Source organism: Collinsella bouchesdurhonensis, assembly GCF_900155365.1.
Taxonomy (GTDB): Bacteria; Actinomycetota; Coriobacteriia; order Coriobacteriales; family Coriobacteriaceae; genus Collinsella; species Collinsella bouchesdurhonensis.
The window spans coordinates 34293-54570 of record NZ_LT699742.1 but is presented as its reverse complement, the minus strand read 5'-3'; the positions used below and the strand labels follow the sequence as shown (position 1 = coordinate 54570).

Annotated in this window: 18 protein-coding genes; 14 read left to right on the top strand and 4 right to left on the bottom strand. The window is 58.5% G+C overall.

Annotated features, from left to right (window positions below; translation table 11 throughout):
• Positions 1-73 precede the first annotated feature (73 nt).
• The 12 genes from purF (at position 74) to pcp (ending at position 11303) form a co-directional block, all read left to right on the top strand.
• Entirely contained in the window at positions 74-1747 is a 1674-nt protein-coding gene (gene purF / locus BQ9843_RS05215) for an amidophosphoribosyltransferase (protein ID WP_075844183.1), read from the top strand.
• Positions 1748-1834: 87 nt separating this feature from the next.
• A complete protein-coding gene (gene purM / locus BQ9843_RS05210) occupies positions 1835-2941 on the top strand; it encodes a phosphoribosylformylglycinamidine cyclo-ligase (RefSeq protein ID WP_075844182.1) in 1107 nt (368 codons plus the stop codon).
• Entirely contained in the window at positions 2931-3617 is a 687-nt protein-coding gene (purN, locus tag BQ9843_RS05205) for a phosphoribosylglycinamide formyltransferase (protein ID WP_075844181.1), read from the top strand. The genes purM and purN overlap by 11 nt, the downstream gene beginning before the upstream one ends.
• A 273-nt stretch (positions 3618-3890) precedes the next feature.
• Complete coding sequence (locus BQ9843_RS05200; RefSeq protein ID WP_040219512.1) at positions 3891-4361, top strand: PTS sugar transporter subunit IIA; 471 nt, start codon at positions 3891-3893, stop codon at positions 4359-4361.
• Positions 4362-4572: 211 nt separating this feature from the next.
• The gene (locus BQ9843_RS05195) at positions 4573-5790 is read left to right on the top strand and encodes a peptidylprolyl isomerase (RefSeq protein ID WP_075844180.1); all 1218 of its coding nucleotides are present in this window, start codon (positions 4573-4575) and stop codon (positions 5788-5790) included.
• A 74-nt stretch (positions 5791-5864) separates the two neighbouring features.
• The gene (locus BQ9843_RS05190) at positions 5865-6308 is read left to right on the top strand and encodes a GatB/YqeY domain-containing protein (RefSeq protein ID WP_075844179.1); all 444 of its coding nucleotides are present in this window, start codon (positions 5865-5867) and stop codon (positions 6306-6308) included.
• Positions 6309-6587: 279 nt separating this feature from the next.
• Complete coding sequence (locus tag BQ9843_RS05185; RefSeq protein ID WP_040219509.1) at positions 6588-7319, top strand: amino acid ABC transporter ATP-binding protein; 732 nt, start codon at positions 6588-6590, stop codon at positions 7317-7319.
• 112 nt (positions 7320-7431) lie between these two features.
• Entirely contained in the window at positions 7432-8286 is an 855-nt protein-coding gene (locus BQ9843_RS05180) for a transporter substrate-binding domain-containing protein (RefSeq protein ID WP_075844178.1), read from the top strand.
• A 109-nt stretch (positions 8287-8395) separates the two neighbouring features.
• The gene (locus tag BQ9843_RS05175) at positions 8396-9142 is read left to right on the top strand and encodes an amino acid ABC transporter permease (protein ID WP_075844177.1); all 747 of its coding nucleotides are present in this window, start codon (positions 8396-8398) and stop codon (positions 9140-9142) included.
• 3 nt (positions 9143-9145) lie between these two features.
• Positions 9146-9793 carry an amino acid ABC transporter permease gene (locus BQ9843_RS05170; RefSeq protein ID WP_075844176.1) on the top strand — a complete coding sequence of 216 codons (648 nt, stop codon included), beginning with the start codon at positions 9146-9148 and terminating at the stop codon, positions 9791-9793.
• 73 nt (positions 9794-9866) lie between these two features.
• On the top strand, positions 9867-10598 hold the full coding sequence (locus BQ9843_RS05165; RefSeq protein ID WP_075844175.1) for a cytidylate kinase-like family protein: 732 nt from the start codon (positions 9867-9869) through the stop codon (positions 10596-10598).
• A gap of 90 nt (positions 10599-10688) precedes the next feature.
• A complete protein-coding gene (gene pcp / locus BQ9843_RS05160) occupies positions 10689-11303 on the top strand; it encodes a pyroglutamyl-peptidase I (RefSeq protein WP_075844174.1) in 615 nt (204 codons plus the stop codon).
• 244 nt (positions 11304-11547) lie between these two features.
• Here the strand turns inward: pcp and gltA are convergent, their stop codons facing one another.
• From gltA to pth, 4 genes are all read right to left on the bottom strand, one after another.
• Positions 11548-12957, bottom strand: a complete 1410-nt coding sequence (gltA, locus tag BQ9843_RS05155) for an NADPH-dependent glutamate synthase (protein ID WP_022386249.1) — start codon at positions 12955-12957, stop codon at positions 11548-11550.
• Entirely contained in the window at positions 12945-13787 is an 843-nt protein-coding gene (locus BQ9843_RS05150; protein ID WP_075844173.1) for a sulfide/dihydroorotate dehydrogenase-like FAD/NAD-binding protein, read from the bottom strand. Before BQ9843_RS05150 ends, gltA begins: the two co-directional genes overlap by 13 nt.
• Before the next feature lie 319 nt (positions 13788-14106).
• Positions 14107-16494 (bottom strand): autotransporter outer membrane beta-barrel domain-containing protein, encoded by a 2388-nt coding sequence (locus BQ9843_RS05145; protein WP_075844172.1) that lies wholly within the window; start codon positions 16492-16494, stop codon positions 14107-14109.
• Positions 16495-16640: 146 nt separating this feature from the next.
• On the bottom strand, positions 16641-17270 hold the full coding sequence (pth, locus tag BQ9843_RS05140) for an aminoacyl-tRNA hydrolase (RefSeq protein ID WP_195906619.1): 630 nt from the start codon (positions 17268-17270) through the stop codon (positions 16641-16643).
• 321 nt (positions 17271-17591) lie between these two features.
• Here pth and BQ9843_RS05135 point away from each other — a divergent pair, with 321 nt between their 5' ends.
• Positions 17592-19289 (top strand): zinc ribbon domain-containing protein, encoded by a 1698-nt coding sequence (locus BQ9843_RS05135; RefSeq protein ID WP_075844171.1) that lies wholly within the window; start codon positions 17592-17594, stop codon positions 19287-19289.
• 21 nt (positions 19290-19310) lie between these two features.
• Positions 19311-20198, top strand: a complete 888-nt coding sequence (locus BQ9843_RS05130; RefSeq protein ID WP_075844170.1) for an aldose 1-epimerase family protein — start codon at positions 19311-19313, stop codon at positions 20196-20198.
• Positions 20199-20278 lie beyond the last annotated feature (80 nt).

Sequence of the window (20278 nt, the reverse complement as noted above, 5' to 3'; positions counted from 1 at the left end):
CGTCCGTTTGCCGTCGTACCTGTGCGTATAATGAGTTGGTAAACGCCAACGCATAGAGTCATGAGGGGATAGCATGTCTCAAGAAACCATCCATGCGGCCCAGGCCGCCGCAGGACGTGTGTCCGAGCCGGAGCAGCTGGACGAAGATAGGGATCAGCTGCACGAGGAGTGCGGTGTCTTTGGTGTTTGGGCGCCAAAGCGCGACGTTGCTCGCCTGACGTATTTTGGCTTGCGTGCGCTGCAGCATCGCGGCCAGGAGTCGGCGGGTATCGCGGTGGGTGACGGCGGTACTGTTATGGTGCGCAAGGATCTGGGCCTTTGCGGTCAGGTCTTCTCCAACGCCGACCTCTCCACGCTTACCGGCCAGCTTGCAGTGGGACACGTGCGCTACGGAACCGCAGGTGCTAAGAGCTGGGAGGCTGCGCAGCCGCACCTCTCTACCATCAACGAGGTTATCATCGCGCTTGCGCATAACGGCACCCTTGTGAACACCGATGAGCTGCGCCGTCAGCTTATCGAGCTGGGAGTGCCGTTCCTCTCAAATTCCGACTCCGAGGTTGCAACCAAGCTCATTGGCTACTTTACCCAACGCACCGGCCATTTGCGCGAGGGCATCCGCAAGACCATGGAGCTCGTGCGCGGCGGTTACGCCATGACCCTCATCAACGAGAGCTCCCTCTACGCCTTCCGCGACCCGCATGGCATCCGTCCGCTCGTGCTGGGCAAGCTCGTAGACGGCGGCCTTGATCAGGCCGACCTCAAAGCGGCTGCCAAGCTTCCCTCGCTCGAGGAGAGCACCGAGGCGAACGAGCCTGTGCCCGAAGTCACTACGGCTGGCGGCTGGGTTGTCGCTTCCGAGACCTGTGCTCTCGACATCGTGGGCGCCGAGTACGTTCGCGACATTCGCCCGGGCGAGATTTTACGCATCAACGACGAGGGCCTTGTTTCCGAGCAGGGCATGCCCGCGGCGGAAAAGTCGGCAAACTGCATCTTTGAGCAGGTCTATTTTGCTCGTCCCGATTCCATCATGAACGGCAAGAGCGTTTATGCTTGCCGCTACGACATGGGCCGCATGCTTGCCATCGAGTCACCCGTCAACGCCGATATGGTCATTGGCGTTCCCGACTCCGGCATGCCTCCGGCGGAGGGTTTCGCTCACGAGAGCGGCATTCGCTATGGCGAGGGCCTTATCAAGAACCGCTACGTGGCTCGTACCTTTATTGAGCCCACGCAGGAGCTGCGCGCCATGGGTGTGCGCATGAAGCTCAACCCGCTCAAAGACAACATCGAGGGCAAGCGCATCGTTGTGATCGACGACTCCATCGTGCGCGGCACCACCATGGTGCAGCTCGTCAAGATGCTGCGCGGCGCCGGTGCCAAAGAGATTCACGTGCGCATCAACTCGCCCGAGGTCATTTGGCCGTGCTTCTATGGCATCGACACCGATGTCCAGCAGCAGCTGATCAGCGCCAATAAGACGGTCGACGAGATCTGTGAGTTCATCGGTGCCGACTCCCTGGCGTTCCTCTCGGTCGAGGGTCTGCTCAAGTGCATGCCGGAGGGCGGCTACTGCGACGCCTGCTTTACGGGTGTCTATCCGGTGGCTATTCCCGATAGCTTTGGTCGCGACAAGTTCATGGAAGGCTACAAGCCGCGCAACCTCACCAAGCCCATGCGCTTTGCAGACGATGCGATTGTCGAGAAGGATAAGGATAAGAGCTGGGAAGAGAATCATCCCGAGGCATAATGCACCTTTTGGCGTCAGGAGCGGCAACCCGTGACTTGGCGCCTGTGTCTTTTTGTTACCAAACCGCTCCACGCGAAAGGAAATCCGATGAGCGAGAATACCAAGCACGTGACGTACGAGGACGCCGGCGTCGATACGGCCGAGGGCGGTCGCGCGGTCGACGCCATCAAGCAGATGGTTAAGGAAACCAATCGCCCTGAGGTCATTGGCGGTATTGGCGGCTTTGGCGGTTTGTTCTCCGCCGCCGCCCTTAAGGACATGGAAGACCCGATTCTTATTTCGGGCACCGACGGCGTGGGCACCAAGCTCGTGCTGGCGCAGCTGCTCGACCGCCACGAGACGGTGGGCCAAGACCTTGTTGCCATGTGCGTAAACGACATTCTCGCTTCTGGCGCCGAGCCGCTGTTCTTCCTTGATTACGTGGCCATCGGTCATATCGAGGCCGAGCACATGGCAAAGATCGTGAAGGGCGTGGCCGACGGCTGCAAGCTTGCGGGCTGTGCGCTTGTGGGCGGCGAGATGGCCGAGCATCCCGGCGTCATGCGTCCGGACGATTATGATCTGGCTGGCTTTACCGTGGGCGTTGTCGATCGCCCCAAGATGATCGACCCGGCAAACGTCCGTCCGGGCGACGTTATCATCGGTCTGCCTTCCACGGGCGTTCACTCCAACGGCTACTCGCTGGTGCGCAAGGTTATTGGCGTCGACGGCATCGTGCCGGGCACGCCCGAGGCGGCCGCCAAGCGCGCCGAGCTTGAGCAGCCGCTTGAGGAGCTGGGCGGCCTTTCGCTGGCAGATGCCCTGCTGGCACCCACTCGCATCTATGTGAAGCCGGTGCTCGAGCTGCTGCGCGGAGGCGCCAACGTGCACGCCATCGCCCACATTACGGGCGGCGGTATCACCGAGAACCTCAATCGCGCGCTGGCGGCAGATGTCGACGCCGTGGTCGAGCGCGACGGATCCAAGATGGGCTGGGACGTGCCCTCCGTCATCACCTACATTTCCGAGCATGCCGAGCTTGCCCCCAACGAGGCGTGCAAGACCTTCAACATGGGCGTTGGCCTGTGCTTTATCGTATCTGCCAAGGACGAGGATGCAACGGTCCGCGCTCTTGAGGCCATGGGCGAGAAGCCCTTCCGCGTGGGTACCTGCGTAGAGGGTTCGGGCAAGGTGACATACTCCGATGAGCGATAAGAACGTTTCCCGTCCCGCTCCCTATACGCGCCCGACGGGTACTCCCGTGGCCGAGCCGCTCAAAATCGGCGTGCTTATCTCTGGCTCTGGCACCAATCTTCAGGCCTTGATTGACCGCATTGCCGAGGGCAGCCTTAACGCCAGCATCGAGCTGGTGGTTTCGAGTCGCGCGGACGCCTATGGCATCAAGCGCGCGGAGGAAGCCTCCATCGAGACGCTCGTGATGAGCCGCGAGGATTATGCCGACCCCGTCACTGCCGATCAAAAGATCGTGGACGCTCTGCTCGAGCGCGGCGTGGAGTATGTGGTGATGGCAGGCTACATGCGCATGGTCCGCACCCCGATGCTTCGGGCGTTTGAGAATCGTGTGGTCAACCTGCATCCGGCATTGCTGCCGAGCTTTGTAGGTGCGCATGCCATTCAAGACGCGTTCGACCGTGGCGTCAAGGTGACGGGCGTGACCGTTCACTTTGCAAACGAGGTGTACGACTGCGGCCCCATCATCGCTCAGCGCGCGTTGCCCATCAAGGAGGAGTGGGACGTCGACACGCTCGAGTCTCACATCCACGATATCGAGCACGTGCTCTATCCTGAGGCCGTGCAGATGCTCGCCGATGGTCGCGTTCATGTGCTGGCCGACGGCAAGGTGGCTATCGATCCGGTGTCCGCCGCATAGCGTTTCTTGCTTGTCGCCTCAATCGACTTGACCCATACAAGCTTCTCAACCTGTTCTTAAATACGAGGGACTGGTTGGGGAGCTTTTGTGTTGGCGAGAGGGCATGCAAGAAACTCGCATAACGTGTTTGCCGGGCATGTTCATTTGTTACACTTGTATGTAAATTGCTGTACAACTTTTGCATGATGTTGACTGTGCTATCATCTATTTTGCTAAGCTGTCTCGCTGCCCATTTTGAGACAGCGCACATGTCAACAAGACAGGAGAGAGAACATGGCAAGCAAGGATACTGAGCTGTTTAGCCCCGATCTGGTTTTCTTCGATATGGAGGCCGAGAGCACCGACGAGTTCTTCACCAAGCTTGGTGCCGAGCTCAAGAAGCGTGGCAACATCAATGACGGCTGGTACGATGGCATCTCCACGCGTGAGAAGAACTACCCCACCGGCCTTCACACCGAGGCTGCTGCTATTGCCATTCCTCACACCGATCCTCAGTTCATCGAGAAGCCCTATATCGCGGTGATCAAGCCTAAGACCCCGATCGTCTTCCAGCCTATGGCGGGCATGGGCGACGAGGTTCCTGCCGAGCTCATCATCAACCTGGGCGTTCTGCGTGACGGCGGCCAGGTTGCCGTGCTGCAGAACCTTATGAACATCTTCATGGACAAGGAGAAGACGGCCGACATCCTCGCGCAGACCACGCAGCAGGGCATGATCGACGCCATCACCAAGTACTTCGAGTAGCATCCGTTTCCTGTTTTGACCAACAGGTTTTAGCTGCCCCCTTTTATGACCCCTGTGAGCAGGCGCTCGCAGGGGTTTTGTGTGTAAGGGGCATTAAGGCATTCGGTATTGTCACGTTTTTCTGAGCTGGGCGTATCTATGAGACAATAGGAAAACTCAGGTAGTAACCATTGTGCGCGCCCGCGAGCGCAGGCGCGATAAGGATGTATCTATGGCTCAGCAGAAAAAGAAATCGCCTACGCCCGCCGATAAGACTCAGGCACCGCGCAAGAAGGACGTGCACGCCCGCGCTCGAAAGACGCGCATGTCCAAGGGTGTCAAGATTTTGCTTGTTGCCATCGGCTGCGCAGCGATGATTCTCTCCGTTTCCACCATGGCGTGCTCTGGCATCATCAACCAGAGCCAGAACAAGGAATCGTATACGCTTACCGGCGGTGTTGCTGCCAAGGTCGACGGCGTGAATATTACCGAGGACACCGTGACCAAGCAAATCATGAACGTGCGCACTTCCGGCGGCTATGACACCGACAAGAAGTGGGCTCAATACCTGGTTGATAACAGCATGACGCCCGAGAGCTATCGCGCGAGTGTGATCGACTCCCTGGCTCGCCAGTACCTGGTGCAGAAGGCCGAAAAAGAATACGACGTCCAAGTGACCGATGAAGATGTCGAGCAGGCTTGGAAAGATGCCGCCGCAAACTATGAGAGCGAGGAGGCGTTCGAGAACCAGATCAAGATGTTTGGCTTCACCAAGGACAGCTACAAGCAGCAGCTCGAGAGCACCCTTAAGCAGACCAAGCTCAAGGAAAAGGTCGCCAAGGCCGCCGACCCCACCGACCAGGAGGTTATCGATTATCTCAACAGCAACCTCTCTACCTACAACGACGCTCGCCGCTCCCAAAACATCCTGTTCAAGGTGAATTCGGGTGCCACCGATGAAGAGAAGGCAAAAGTCAAGGAGAAGGCCCAGGAGGTGCTCGACAAGATTAACGCCGGCGAGATTTCCTTTGACGATGCTGTGAGCAAGTATTCCGAGGACACCGGGTCCAAGGACAACAAGGGCGATGTGGGTTGGGATAAGCTCACGAGCTTTGTCGATGAGTATCAGTCGGCCCTTTCCGGTCTCAACAAGGGCGATGTGAGCCAGCTTGTCGAGTCTTCCTACGGCTATCACATCATCAAGTGCACCGACTATTTCCACGTGGACGAGTCGGTCACCTCGATCGATCAGGTTCCCAAGAAGATCGTGAGCTACGTCAAGAACATCCTCAAGACCCAGAAGGAGAGCACGGCGTACTCTGAGTGGATGGACGCCTATATCAAGAAGGCCGACATCCAAGTCAACGACATGCCCAAAGAGGTTCCGTATAATGTGAGCCTTAAGGGCGTGACGCCAAGCACCGGCTCCTCCTCGACTTCGGGCGAGTAGTTGCGCGCAACAACTGTACGTTTACCTGCGAGCCCGCCCAAACGGCGGGTTCGTTTATCGGAAAGGGGTTTTCGATGACCAACGAAGAGTTGCAAAAAGAAATGATCGCCGCTATGAAGGCGAAGGACAAGACGCGTCTGTCTATCATTCGCCAGGTCAAGGCCGAGGTGAAAAACATCGAGGTCAACGAGCGCCGCGACGTGACCGAGGAAGATGTGAATGGCATGATCAAGCGTCTGATCAAGCAGACGAGCGAGACGCTTGATATGTCTATCAAGGCGGCCAACAACGCCGAGCGCACCGAGACCCTTACCGAGCAGGTTGAGATTTTGCAGAGCTTGCTGCCTCGCCAGATTTCGGGCGAAGAGCTCGTAGCGCTGATCGAAGAGGTCATTGCCGAGACGGGTGCTACCGCCAAGAAGGATATGGGCCGTGTGATGGGCGAGCTCGGCCGCCGTACCGGTGGCAATTTTGATAAACCGGCGGCAGCAAAAGAGGTTGGCTCTCGTCTGGCATAGGCATATCCTCGGGCTCTTTAGCTTGATGGAGAATTCGAGCGGTATACCAGGTGCTATGTATCAAGTACGTAAAGAGCGGGCATAAAACCCACCAATTCGTATAAAACCGCCTTTTCTACCGTTGCCCGTTTGTAACAACTCGATTTCGAATCGAACAAGCGCCCCCTTATACGGAGCGCTTGGTTTTTTCCAACCGTAGAATGGATGGAGCCGCGAAGCAGTATTGCTTGTGGATGCGCCGCGTCCCGATTCGATGGCAGATAAGGAAGGAACTCGTCCATGTCCGATATGATCCAGATCAAAGGGCTCAACAAATACTTCGGGGACCTGCATGTCCTGAAGGATGTCAACCTGAACGTCAAGGCTGGCGAGAAGCTCGTTGTCATCGGTCCGTCCGGTTCCGGTAAATCCACGCTCATCCGCTGCGTCGATTTTCTTGAGGAGCCCACGTCTGGCGAGGTCATCATCGACGGCACGCCGCTTACCAAGAAGAATCACTTGGAGATGGCCCGCAAGTATTCCTCGATGGTGTTCCAGCAGTTCAACCTGTATCCCAACATGACGGTGCTGGGCAACTTGACGCTGGCCCCTATCAAGCTCCAGAAGAAGAGCAAGGAAGAGGCCAACAAGATCGCCATGGCCGCGCTTGAGCGCGTTGGCTTGGCGGCAAAAGCGGGGGAGTATCCTCAGAATCTCTCCGGTGGCCAGCAGCAGCGCGTTGCAATCGCCCGCGCCCTGTGCACCAAGCAGCCCATCATTCTCTTTGACGAGCCTACTTCTGCGCTCGATCCCGAGATGGTCCAGGAGGTGCTCGACGTCATGGTCGAGCTCGCTCACGAGAACATCACCATGATTTGCGTCACCCATGAGATGGGCTTTGCCCGTCAGGTGGCCGACCGCGTGGTGTTTATGGACGATGGCCAGATTTTGGAAGAGGGCACGCCCGATCATTTCTTTGAGAATCCCGAGAATCCGCGTTGCCGTGAGTTCTTGGACAAGATTCTCCACTAGTTTGTTTTCGCATGCGGTATAGCCGCCGCATCGAGATATGCCGAGTATGGGTTCGGCGCCATGGCTGCATGCGTTGCCATGAATTGCGTATCGCAGGGAAGGGGTACCAACAATGGATATGTCTCGTCGTCAGTTTTTGAAGGTAGCCGGTTTGGGCGTTTTGAGCGTTGCCAGCATGGGTGCGCTTGCTGGCTGCGGTTCCGGTAGCAAGGGCTCTGGCTCCAGCAGCGATTCTAAGATCGCCACCATCAAGGAGCGCGGTAAGCTTAAATGCGGCGTCAAGAAGGACGTTTTGGGCTATGGCTACCTGGATGCCAAGACCAAGAAGTACGAGGGTCTCGAGATCGACCTTTGCTACCAGATCGCCGCTGCTGTCCTGGGTGTTTCCTACGAGGAGGCCGTCGAGAAGGAGCTGTGCGAGTTCACCGACGTCACGCCTAAGACCCGCGGCCCGCTGATCGATAACGACCAGCTCGACATCATCGCTGCTACCTACACCATCACCAAGGAGCGCAAGAAGAGCTGGGACTTCTCGACTCCGTATCGTACCGACCACGTGGGCATCCTCATCAAGAAGAACTCCGGTATGAGCAAGATGGCCGACCTTGACGGCAAGATCATCGGCGTCTCCCAGGGTTCTACCACCAAGGACCTGGTTCTGCAGATGCTCGAGGACCAGAAGATCGACGCTACTCCCGAGTTCAAGGAGTTCCCGGACTACCCGTCCATCAAGAGCGCTCTTGACGCCGGCAATGTCGACGCCTTTGCTATGGATCGCTCTACGCTCAAGACCTACACCACCGACGACTGCCAGCTGCTGCAGCCCGAGATTGAGTTCGGCGCCCAGGAGTACGGCGTGGCCACCAAGAAGGGCTGCGACCTGTCCAAGACCGTCGACGATACCGTCAAGAAACTCCAGAAGGACGGCTGGATTGACGAAGAGATCTCCAAGTGGGGCCTGCTCTAAGGTGATGCCGTTGCTGTGCTGAACGCATCTGCGTTGCACGGCTTTTGATCGCCCGGGCGCCAGCGCGTCCGGGCGATATATGTTCGTAAGTTAGGAAGGAACTCTCGCCATGCTTGAAGGACTCCTCGATTCCATGCGATGGGAGATGACCTTTAGCGAGATGGGAAGCTTTTGGGATGGCTTCTTCGTCACGCTGCAGGTTGTAGTTGCCGGTTTGGCACTCTCGCTGATCCTGGGCACCCTGCTCGGTGTGTTTTCCACCACGCGTTCGCGTGTGTTGCGTGCTATTAGCCGCATCTACGTGGAGTTTTATCAAAATACACCGCTGCCGGTCCAGGTGTTCTTCATGTACATGGCGGGCCCCCAGCTGCTCCAGTCCGTCACCGGAGCGGCATCGCCTGTGCGTATCTCCTCGTTTGCCCTGGGCTTTTTGGGCGTAGGCCTCTACCACGCCGCCTATGTCTCCGAGGTTATCCGTACCGGTATCGAATCGGTGCCGCGCGGTCAGATGGAGGCGGCGCTTTCACAGGGCTTTAGCCGTGTGCAGGCGTATCGCTACGTCATCTTGCCGCAGACCTTTAAGGTTATCCTGCCCCCGTTGTGCAATCAGGCGCTTAATTTGGTCAAGAACACTTCGGTGCTCGCCCTTATCGCTGGCGGCGATTTGATGTACAACGCCGACGGCTTTGTTTCTACCTATGGCTACCTGCAGGGTTATATCCTCGCGTGCGTGATGTACTTTATCATCTGCTTCCCGCTGGCCATGCTTGTTCAGTGGCTCGAGCGTCGCTCCAAGCGTCGTCCCCGCGCCAAGGTGATCCCCGGTATCACCGATGTTGCTGCAAAGGAGGCCTAAGGGATGCAGATCTTCAATGCAGACAACCTGAGCTTCATCATGCTCGGCTTTGCCAAGACCATCGAGATTTCCTTCTTTGCCATCATCTTCTCGATTGTCTTTGGCACCGTGCTCGCCATGGTCAAACAGTATTGCACCGGCAAGCTGCGCCCGCTCTCGTTGCTGGTGAGCGCCTATATCGAGCTGTTCCGTTGCACACCTAACCTGCTGTGGATTCTCTTTATCTACTTCACGGTCAAGGGCAACGACGTCATGATCTCTGTGCTGGCGTTTACCGTCTTCACTTCTGCTGTTATGGCCGAGATTATCCGTGGCGGATTTAACGCGATTCCTAAAAGCCAGTTTGAGGCTGCGCAGTCGCAGGGCTTTGGATTCTTCTCGACCATGCGCCTGATCATCTTGCCGCAGACGTTCAAGATCATTATCCCGGCGCTCTTTAGCCAGTGCACCACGGTGATCAAGGACTCGTCGTATCTTGCTGGCATCAACGTGGCAGAGTTCATGTATTCGACCAAAGTTGTTATGGCTCAGACTTCCGACCTCTCGCAGGTACTTGCCCTCTACGGCTTTACCTTCGCGCTATACTTCGTGCTGAACTTTGGCATTTCGCTCATCGTTCGCGCATATCAGCGTCGCGTTGTTGCTGCGTAGCCGAGCGTTTTGACTGGATGATTTGCCCGAAGGGCCTGATTTAGGCTCCTCTCGTATGTGAAAGGGAAGACCGATGGCGGTTATCAAGGACAAGATCGATCAGCGTCGCGCTCTTCGTGAGGCTACGCGAGCGGGACAGCCGGTGGTTATCACCATCGCTCGCGATTTTGGTGCCGAGGGCCACGAGATTGGCAAGATGCTCTCCTGCGAACTGGGCATTCCTCTGTATGACAACGAGCTGTTGGTCCGTTCTGCCATGCGTGAGGGCGAGTCGCTCGACAAGATGGCAGCCTACGACGAGCAGCTTGCTATGGACAACGTGGCCTTTTTGCCCGACCGCGTGGATTCGCGCTCGCTTTCGGACAAACTGTTCAAATCCATGTCGCAGGTGATTGTCGATTTGGGCGCTACGCGCAGTTGTATTATCGAGGGTCGTCTTTCCGATTACCTGCTGCGTAACAATCCCAATCACATCGCTGTGCTGGTGACGGCTCCCTTTGAGGACCGTGTTGAGATTGTGCGCAAGAAGCGCGGTCTTAACAAGAAGAAGGGCGCCAAGCTCGTCAAACAGATGCAAAAGATGCGCGAGGCGTTCTACAAGCGCTATTCGGGCGGTAAATGGAAGATGACGAGCGGCAAAGACATTGTGGTCAATCGTGCCAAGCTTGGTCGCGAAGGCTGCGTCGAGGTTATCGCTTCTGCATACCGCTATAAGCTGCGCGAACTTGGCGTATGCGAGGAGGCTGCGGCACGTGCTGCCGCCGAGGCGGAGGGCGCACCTGCTGCTCCGGAGACTGCCGAATAGACCTCGCGTTGCATATCGGCATATCACCTGGAATGGGGACGCTCTTTGCTCTTGCGCGAAGGGCGTCTCTTTTTTGTCGAAAGGGATTGGATGAAAGTTCTCGTTACGGGGTTTGAGCCATTTGGAGCAGACAGCATCAATGCATCATGGGAGGCTGTGCGTCGCTTGCCGGAACGCATGGCAGACATTGATGTTGTGGCGGAGTGCGTGCCCGTTGTGTTTGGCGATGCCGCACGGATTGTCGAAGAACTCATTGAGCGGGAGCGGCCCGATGCTGTTTTGTGCATAGGCGTTGCCGCGGGTCGTGCTCAGGTGACGCCCGAGTACGTGGCTATCAACCATCGCCATGCACGCATTGCAGATAACGAGGGGTTCCAGCCGTACGATGAACCTGTGGTTGTGGGAGGTCCCGACGCCTATTTTGCCGCCGCGCCGGTCTATGCCATGGTGAAGGCGTGCCGCGAGCAGGGTATACCTGCGGCGGTTTCTTATTCTGCGGGCACGTATTGCTGCAACGATCTGTTCTACAGCGTGCGTCATTTTGCGCAGCAGTACTATCCCGGCATGCTGGTCGACTTCATTCATGTCCCGCAATGTTCTGAGCAGGTGGCGATAACGGGTGAGGCCAAGCCCTCCATGGAGCCCGCTATGGCAGCTCGGGCCCTGGAGATTATGGTCGAGACTCTCTTTAAAGACGTCAACTAGGGACAGCGCGCCCAAGGCGCCTACAGAAGACCTTCCCGCTACGGGGGACGACGCAGGTATGACAATCGCCGCCATGGGCGCGTTACCGGCGCTACCCTGTTTGCCGCCGGTACTGCGGTCTCCAAGCGCCGCAAGCAGTGGAACGCTCAATTTTGCTTAAGCGAATTCGATCCGTTAGCAAAAGTCCCCGCCGGGCGTGTGCTCGACGGGGACTTTGCCGTTTAATGACTAGCGCTGTAGGTGATTACTCGCCCAGCAGGCTCTTGGTGATGGAGGCTGCGGCCTTCTTGCCAGCGCCCATGGCCAGGATGACCGTGGCGGCACCGGTCACGATATCGCCGCCGGCCCAGATGCGCGGATCGGTCGTCTGACCGGTCTCCTCGTCGGCGATGATGTAGCCCCACTTGTTGAGCTCCATCTTGCCGCCGATCTTGGAGGCAAACGGGTTGGCGTTGGTACCGATCGCCGAGATGGCAACGTCGCAGGGAATCTCCTCGATAGCGCCCTCGATAGGCACGGGACGACGACGGCCGGACTCATCGGGCTCGCCAAGCTCCATCTTCTGGACCTTGACGGCGCACACGGTGCCATCCTCGCCAGCGATAAACTCGAGCGGGGAGACGAGTGGCATAACTTCGACGCCTTCTGCCTTGGCGTGGTGCAGCTCGGCGCGACGGGCGGGCATCTCGTCCTCGGTGCGGCGATAAGCGATGATCGCGCGCTCGGCGCCCAGGCGCTTGGCGGTACGGACGGCGTCCATGGCCACGTTGCCGCCGCCAAAGACCACGACGTTCTTGCCGTGCTTGGTGGGGGTGTCGTACTCGGGGAACTTGTTTGCCTTCATAAGGTTCACGCGGGTGAGGTACTCGTTTGCGAAGAAGACGTTGGGCAGGTTCTCGCCGGGGACGTTGAGGAACTTGGGCAGGCCAGCGCCCGTAGCGATGTAGAGCGCGTCAAAGCCCTCGTCAAACAGCTCCTCGGCCGTGGCGATGTTGCCCACGACGGAGTTGTACTCAAACTTGACGCCCATTTCTTCGAGACCGTCGATCTCGCGCTTGACAACCGCCTTGGGCAGACGGAACTCGGGGATGCCGTAGACCAGCACGCCGCCACCGGTGAAGAACGCCTCGAACACCGTGACGTCAAAGCCGTTGCGGGCAAGTTCGCCCGCGCAGGTGATGCCAGAGGGGCCGGAGCCCACGACGGCGACCTTCTTGCCGTTCTTGGGCTTCATAGCCGGCTTGGAGGCAAGCTCGGGCTGATCGCCCACGAAGCGCTCGAGTTGGCCGATAGCCACCGGCTCGCTCTTCTTTCCGCGGATGCACTTGCCCTCGCACTGGTTCTCCTGCGGGCACACGCGGCCGCAGATGGCGGGGAGCATGGACTCCTCGCGGATGGTGTCCAGAGCGCCACCGTAGTTCTTCTCGCGAATCTGCTCGATGAACTTGGGGATGTTGATGTTAACGGGGCAGCCCTCGACGCAGAACGGCTTTTTGCAATCCATGCAACGCTCGGCCTCGGCGAGTGCCATTTCCTCGGTGAAACCCTTGTCGACGGGGCGGAAATCGCATGCGCGCTCGGCTGCCGGCTCCTCGTTGTCCGGGGTGCGCGGCGACTTCATATCAGGAACAAAACGGCCATTTACTTGTGGCATGCGCAGCTCCCCTCCTCATAGGCCTTGAGGGACTGGCCCTCCTCGGTACGGTATGCAGCCTGACGTGCGCGAAGATCATCCCAGTCGACCTTCGTGGCGTCAAAATCGGGGCCGTCGACGCAGGCGAACTTCGTCTTGCCGTCGACCTCGACGCGGCAGCAGCCGCACATGCCGGTGCCGTCAACCATGATGGGGTTGAGGGAGGCGGTGATGGGGGTGCCGTACTTCTCGGCGGTGAGTGCCGAGAACTTCATCATCGGCACGGGTCCTACGCAGAAGACCTGCGTAACGGCCTTGGACTCAAGCAGGCGCTCGAGCGGAGCGGTGACTACGCCCTGCTCGCCGTAGGAGCCGTCGTCGGTGGTGATGTGGATGTGCTCGTCGTCGAGCAGCTCGCGGAACTGATCTTCGAGCAGCAGGAGGTCCTTGGTGCGAGCGCCCATGATGGCGTGCACCTCGTGGCCGGTCTCGATCAGATGCTTGGCCACGGGGAAGGCGATGGCCAGGCCAACGCCGCCGCCGATAACGGCGCAGGGGCCGTCGGGCATCTCGGTGGGAACACCCAGGGGACCGGTGACGTCGCGCAGGGCATCGCCGGCCTCGTAGGCAGATAGCATCTCGGTAGTCTTGCCGATCACCATGAAGATGAACTCGACCCAGCCTTCGTCGGCATTCCAGCCCGCAAGGGTGAACGGCACGCGCTCACCGCACTCGTTGGCGCGGACCATCAAAAACTGACCAGCATGTGCATGCTTGGCCATGGCGGGCGCCTCGACGCGGAACTTGAACACCTTCTCCGAGAACTGCGTCTTCTCAAGGATCTTGTACATAGAACCCCTCTCTATTGTTGTGAAAGCGGCAGAAATACGCAGGTAACTGCCGTTTTCAATTGCAACCAGGTTGCGGTGATATGCGCGTGCAAATCGGGGCCAGACGATAGACCCACCGGCATCTTGAGCCTTTGCGCATACCGCGCTCAATTATAGCTTTGCCGGGTGCTTTATCGTGCAACGCTGCCGTGAACGGTAAGGGTTGACGAGGTGTTGGAGACAGGGCTCGATTCGTGTGTTGGGGGTGGCATGCCCGCAAAAGGAAGCGGCCCCATGACGGGGCCGCTTCGTGAACTTGTATCTGCGTGCGAACGATGCGCTACTTGTTGCGCTTGCGCGCGAGCGTTAATCCTGCCGCTGCGGCGGTAATTCCTGCGATGCATGCACTCGTTGCCGCTAAAGCTGCGCTGTCTCCCGTGGCAGGAAGTGCATTCTTGCCCTTTGTCCGCTTTTCCGTTTTTACAGTGGTGCCGTTCTTACCCGCATCAGCATTTGCGTTGTTGTTGGGCTTATCGGTCGGAGCCGAGTCCGAGCTATGGTCGGAGTCATCAATGGTGAGGGATTCCTCGCCCTTGCCGTCGGCTCCACCGTTTACGCCCTTGCCGCCTGCAATCTGGCGTTTGTTCGCCTTGGTGGTAACGGTGACGGTCTTTACGCCTGCATCGGCTCCGTCGATTGCGCTGTTGTAGATGGTATCGGCGTCGCCTCCGGTGAGGGTGAGCGTGCCTGTCGAAAGTTTGCCCGTTCCCGTAATCGCTGTGGCGGGAACGCCGTTGCCTCCGACCTCGTAGGAACCGCCGGTTGCCGTAAGCGCTCCCGCTCCGGTGATGGCGCCGTGATCGAGCTCGATGGCGCTTGCGGCATTGCCGGGCGCAGTGCCGCCGTTGCCGCCGGTCACCGTGAGATTGGACCCTGCAGGAATCTGCGCGGTGCCCGTGACCTTGAGGCCGATCTGGCTTTGGTCGGCCTTGATGACGTTGGTGCCCTCAAAGGTGACGATACCGTTGGCGGTCACTACCTGCGCAGGTGCGGCAGGCGTCGGCTTGCGGCCGTCTGTGAGGAATTGAGCGTGCGAGACGACCTCGGAATCCTTGAGCGTGGAGCCGTTGTTGAGCGTTATGGTATTCGTGACGGAAGAGCTTCGGTTTAGCGTGAGCGTGCCGCCGTTGACTTCAATGGGACCAAAGGCACAGGAGTCGGTGAGCGTCAACTTGCCGCCCTTCTCCACGACAATCTTGACGGAGCTGTTGATCTTGATGTTCTCGAGCGTGACGTCGGCTCCGGCGGGGATGACGAGTGTATCGCTCGCTGCGGCATCGGTTGCGTTGCCGATCTGTCCGTATAGGCCGCTTGTGTGGGAGCCGTAGATGTGGTGCAGCCATGTGGGAATCGTCGCGTTATCGCTCCGGTCGATCTCGTAGGGCTCCATATCCCAGCTGTCGGGGTTTCCGGAGAGTGCGGCAATCTGGCTTGCGAGTGTTTCGTTTCCGCTATAGATACGCAGCTCTACCGTGTTTGTGTCAAAGGTGTAGTCTCCGAGCGTTGCCGTGGCGCCAACCTGGTAGGTGCCCGTGGCTCCCGCCGTGCCGGAAAGCGTGACGGTCGCCTTGCCGCCGGCGTTGAAAAGCGTGGCAGAAAGACCTGCGCCTTCGGGCGAGATTTGGGGCCTGAGGGAATACGCCTTGCCCTCTGTTGTGGACGAGAAATCGAAGTAACTCTGTTTGTTGCCGGCCTCGTCGGTGACATAGACGGTGAGTTCGTGGTTCGAGCTGTCCTGGTAGTCGCCCTGTCCCGTGCGAACGGCGTCGAGGGTTCCTTCCACCGTAAAGGTGTAATCCTGGTGCACCGTGATGCTTGCGGTTACAGATTTGCTCTGTGTACCGTTCCCGGATTCATCCGGGGCGACAGCGGTGATGGTGGCGGTGTAGGTTCCGAATGTCGCGGGTGTACCGGAAATCGTGACCGTGCTGCCGTCTACAGAGGCGGTGAGCCCCGAATCGGCCTGGTCGATGCTGGCGCTGATCGTGGCCTTCTTCGCATTGGTCCCGCTCAGCGTGAGCTTAACCTTGTCCTGGAACGCGTGGCCGTGCACGGCGTCGTTGAGGGTGGTTTTGCTCGCAACGATGCCGAGGTCCTCAAAGCTGCTCTGGGCTTTGCCTTTGTTGACGGGTTCCTTTGTCGTTCCGGTATAGCTTGCCTGGCCATTATTCAGGATGGTCGCCGTTTTGAACGTGCAGTTTTTGAATGTGATGTTTGCGCCTGCGGGGATAACCAGGTGATCATCGAGAAGCTTGAGCGTCAGATGGTCGAGCGTCGTGGTGGAGCCGGAGGCAAAGGTGAGAGTCTCGTAGTTGCTTGCATAGCCAAGCTGGCGATCATACGCCTTGCCCTCGCTCTCCCAAAAATACTGCTGCCAGCCGGTCATGCTTTTAACCTGGGCCGGGATGACGGTCGTGCCGTTGCCATTGTCCGAGACGCCGCAAGCGCTCGTCGAGATCTTGATGCTCGTTGCGTCGTTGAGCTTGTTGTTGATCCAGCCGTAAAGGGCGGGGTAATTGTCATCGACAACAAGCTCGCTTGCTGAGGTCGTTGCCGCAAAGGCGGGTGTAGGGAGGACGAGCGCTGCGCCTGCGGTTCCGCTCACAACGGCAAGGGCGACGGCTCCTGCCGCAAGTACTCCCGACAAGCGCTTCGATGGTGCTTTCATAGAACTCCTTCTCCTGTTTCGATATTAGTTAGTAGAGACTAACTAATATCGAAACAGGAGAAGGAGACCTTTCAACCGAGAAAGTTATACAAGGATAACAAAAGAAGATGATGACGACTGTGCAGAAGACCGAGTGTGGAGGTTGCCTAGTGCTTTCCGTTGCTGGCGGCGGCGCCGTTCACGTGGTCGCGCGCAAAGATCACGCCGCGGGTGAGTGCGGTTGCCGCGGCTTCGGCGGCGCGAACCGTGGTCTCGTCAAAATCCTCCGCCTCGCGGGAGCGCAGCTGCTTGAGCACGAAATCTGCCACCGGCATGCGTCCCGGAGGGTTGCCAATGCCCACACGCACGCGGCTGAAGTCGCGGCTGCCCATCTTGTCGATAATCGAGCGCAGGCCGTTGTGACCGGCATGCCCGCCACCTACTTTGATACGCACGTCACCTGCGGGGATGTCCAGCTCGTCATGGATTACCAGCAGCTCTTCGACACTCACCTTGTACTGTGCACAGAGCTTGGAGATGGGGCCGCCGCTCGTATTCATGTACGACTGGGGCTTTACCAGGATCACTTCGCGCTTGCCGCCCTCAGCCTCGGCATCGTTAACCTTGATGGAGGCGACTTCGGCTCCGGCCTGGTTTTTCCAGTACGTCACGTTTGCCTGACGAGCGAGCTCGTCGATCGCTTTGAATCCGGCATTGTGGCGCGTTTGCGCATACTCCTCGCCCGGGTTGCCAAGACCGGCGATCATTCTGATTTTTTGCGGCTGAGCTGCTGCCATGGGTGGTTCCTCTCACACGTGTTGTCCATGGGTATGGTGATGGGACGCGTGGTCTATGTCAAACCATCCGCAGCAAAAAGCGGGACAAGACCATGCTCGGTCTTGTCCCGCTTGGCGTAGACATTCAATCGATGCCGCAGACGATAAACATGACAAAAGTCCACGGGTTTAGTTATATGGATGCCACCTCATATAACGAGGAACATCAGGAAGATTTTTGCTGCATTCAGATCCCCGTTGCTCTGTAAATGGTGACGAGCGTACCCCATTCGTGGGCTTATACTTTGCCCATATGGAAAACGTCCAGGTTAGGATGCGCTCATGATTTGTGCTCATTGCCATAGCGAAATTGCTGACGACTCTATGTTTTGCACCGAATGCGGAGCAAGGGTCGAGGCCTCTGCCGCATCGTCGATGTTGCATCCTTCCGCCCGCGTTTGCCCGCATTGCGGCAACGACATTCCGGCAGACGCTGAGTTCTGCACCATGTGCGGGGCACGCCTCGAGGCGGGCGATGACGCCGCGCTCACGACTGCGACTGGGCCCGAGCCGGAGTCTGCGCCCGATCCGGCTTGTCCGCATTGCGGCGCAGCGCTGATGGATGGTGCCGAGTTCTGCACGCAGTGCGGATCGAAGGTCGATGCCTCAGACGTCTCTCAGACAGAGGGCGAAATCGAGACGCGCTCCTTGACCTTTGAGCAGCCCGATGCAGATGCCGAGCAATACCGCGCCGATGCGGCTGCTGCCCATGAATCGCTCAACGTCGTGACGCCGGACCTTGGCATGGCAGGTCCTGTTCCGGTTGATAAAACCGCATTGATGCCCAAGCCCGTTCCCGCTTCGGGCGAGGGCGGCGGCCCGGTTTCGCCTGAGTCCCTTGCCGATAAGGCGCGTGCCGGTGCGAATGCGCCCAAGAAGAAGGACCCTTGCAAGATTGCCGCTATCGTGGCGGGCGTTATTGTCGCAATCGCCGTGGTTGGTGGCGGTACCTGGGCGTTTATCAACTATCAGCATCAGCAGCAGGTGGCTGCCGAGCAGGCGCAACGGGAAAAGGACGAGGCTATCGCCAAGGCGGAGCACGTGGTCGTTATCAAGGTGAGTGGGGACGGCTGGGATACCTCGGCCGGGGCCTCGCGCCTGCCGGTGCACGTCGAAGGAACCGACTCTAAAGGCGAGAAGGTCGACGAGGTCCAGTACGCCACCTCCGATGGCCGCGGCATCAATCTGCGCCAGGGCAACTACGTGCTCTCGGTGCCCGCTTCGCCCATCGCCGCCGACGGCACCGTTTTCAGCGTCTCGAACACGCAGGTAGAGGTCTCGTTTACCGCGAAGGATGAGGAGGGCTCCGAGATCGATGCTACAGGTAGGGGTGGCTTTGAGCTCACTCCCATCGACGCCCTCGAGGTGACGGACGAGCAGATCAACAAGGCATACGAGTATGCCTCGAAGGATACAACCGACGGCGCCCCCGATGCCGATGCGCTCAAGACAGCCGCGACCAAGCGCCGCGACGATGCCGTTGCCGCCAAGAAGGAGGCCGACGCCAAGGCTGCACGTACCATTACTACCGCAGACTATACCCTCGAGCTGCCTTCTTATTGGGATGGTCGCGTGACCGTTAAGTACGAGGGAGATTCCGTGGTTGTGTACTCCAAGAATTATCCCAAGCGCGAGATATGCTCGATATTCGTTGACACCCAAGGTGACGGCCCCATGGGAGACATCGGCACTTCCCAGATGGGTTACGCAAGCCTTTCCAATGGCCGCTATGCGCACGTTTGGTGCGATCGCTACTCGTTTATCATCGCATATGCCAACATTACGAATTCGACCAATCCGGACGACTACTACACGTACGACGAGGCGCGCGAGCTCGTGGACCTGCAGACGGGCGGCGCGGTCCACTATGACGACGTCCTTGCTGCCATGAAGGACGATGACGCCGACGCGAACGACTTGATCTTTGCCCAGGACACGTTCTTCCAAGACAACATCGTCAGTCAGATTAAAGCCAAGTAGCGACCGGGCGAAAGGATGGCTATGGCAATCGTTACGATTACAAACGATACCTGTACGGCTCAGGTCGACACTATGGGCGCACAGCTTTTGAGCATGCGTTTTGATGATCGCGAATATCTATGGCAGCGCGATGAACGCTGGTGGGGGCGCACCTCTCCCATCCTGTTTCCCATCGTGGGCAATATCCGTAATGGCGAGGCGATGTCCGAGCAGGGGCCGTGCCACATGAAGCAACACGGCGTGGCGCGCAATTACGAGCACCGCGTGGTGGACGTTGCAGCCGATGGAACGTCGGTGACGTTTGAGCTGTGCGATTCTTCCGAGACGCGCGAGCAGTATCCGTATGCTTTCCGTCTTAACATGACCTATGCCCTTGTGGGCGAGGCGACGCTCGCGCAGACGTTCTCGGTTACCAATACGGGGTCGGTGACGCTACCGTTTTCTGTTGGCGGTCACCCAGCGTTTAATATCCCCGTCGAGGGAACGGACGAGGCCTTCGACGAGTATGACTTTACGTTTGCCGAGCCCTGGCACGCCGAATGCCCCAAGATTGTGGAAGGCGGCCTGGCCGATCCAACCGATACCTTCGTCGTGCTCGATGGCGGCGACACCTTGCCGCTCACGCGCAGTTGCTTTGATTACGACACCATGGTGTTTAACCATGTGCCGGGCAACACCGTGTCGCTTACCGGTCGTCGCAGCGGCCATGGCGTGCGCGTCGACTTCCCGGGATTCGATTATCTGGGCGTATGGTCGATGGCTCCCGACGCACCGTTTGTGGCTATCGAGCCCTGGACGGGCCACGCCACGTTGACTACCGAGGATGACGTGCTGGAGCACAAGGAGGGCATCACGTTGCTCGCCCCCGGCGCCACCGACAAGCGAACGTTTACCATTACGGCATTCTAATTTCATGACAAAAGTCCACGGGTTTATTTTGTCACATTTTGTAGAATGAAAAGAAAAGCGCCCTGGTAGGATGCCTGATC

Coding starts and splice junctions, on each gene's coding strand:
- purF (WP_075844183.1), top strand. CDS start 74: ATGTCTCAAGAAACCATCCATGCGGCCCAGGCCGCCGCAGGACGTGTG.
- purM (WP_075844182.1), top strand. CDS start 1,835: ATGAGCGAGAATACCAAGCACGTGACGTACGAGGACGCCGGCGTCGAT.
- purN (WP_075844181.1), top strand. CDS start 2,931: ATGAGCGATAAGAACGTTTCCCGTCCCGCTCCCTATACGCGCCCGACG.
- BQ9843_RS05200 (WP_040219512.1), top strand. CDS start 3,891: ATGGCAAGCAAGGATACTGAGCTGTTTAGCCCCGATCTGGTTTTCTTC.
- BQ9843_RS05195 (WP_075844180.1), top strand. CDS start 4,573: ATGGCTCAGCAGAAAAAGAAATCGCCTACGCCCGCCGATAAGACTCAG.
- BQ9843_RS05190 (WP_075844179.1), top strand. CDS start 5,865: ATGACCAACGAAGAGTTGCAAAAAGAAATGATCGCCGCTATGAAGGCG.
- BQ9843_RS05185 (WP_040219509.1), top strand. CDS start 6,588: ATGTCCGATATGATCCAGATCAAAGGGCTCAACAAATACTTCGGGGAC.
- BQ9843_RS05180 (WP_075844178.1), top strand. CDS start 7,432: ATGGATATGTCTCGTCGTCAGTTTTTGAAGGTAGCCGGTTTGGGCGTT.
- BQ9843_RS05175 (WP_075844177.1), top strand. CDS start 8,396: ATGCTTGAAGGACTCCTCGATTCCATGCGATGGGAGATGACCTTTAGC.
- BQ9843_RS05170 (WP_075844176.1), top strand. CDS start 9,146: ATGCAGATCTTCAATGCAGACAACCTGAGCTTCATCATGCTCGGCTTT.
- BQ9843_RS05165 (WP_075844175.1), top strand. CDS start 9,867: ATGGCGGTTATCAAGGACAAGATCGATCAGCGTCGCGCTCTTCGTGAG.
- pcp (WP_075844174.1), top strand. CDS start 10,689: ATGAAAGTTCTCGTTACGGGGTTTGAGCCATTTGGAGCAGACAGCATC.
- gltA (WP_022386249.1), bottom strand. CDS start 12,957: ATGCCACAAGTAAATGGCCGTTTTGTTCCTGATATGAAGTCGCCGCGC.
- BQ9843_RS05150 (WP_075844173.1), bottom strand. CDS start 13,787: ATGTACAAGATCCTTGAGAAGACGCAGTTCTCGGAGAAGGTGTTCAAG.
- BQ9843_RS05145 (WP_075844172.1), bottom strand. CDS start 16,494: ATGAAAGCACCATCGAAGCGCTTGTCGGGAGTACTTGCGGCAGGAGCC.
- pth (WP_195906619.1), bottom strand. CDS start 17,270: ATGGCAGCAGCTCAGCCGCAAAAAATCAGAATGATCGCCGGTCTTGGC.
- BQ9843_RS05135 (WP_075844171.1), top strand. CDS start 17,592: ATGATTTGTGCTCATTGCCATAGCGAAATTGCTGACGACTCTATGTTT.
- BQ9843_RS05130 (WP_075844170.1), top strand. CDS start 19,311: ATGGCAATCGTTACGATTACAAACGATACCTGTACGGCTCAGGTCGAC.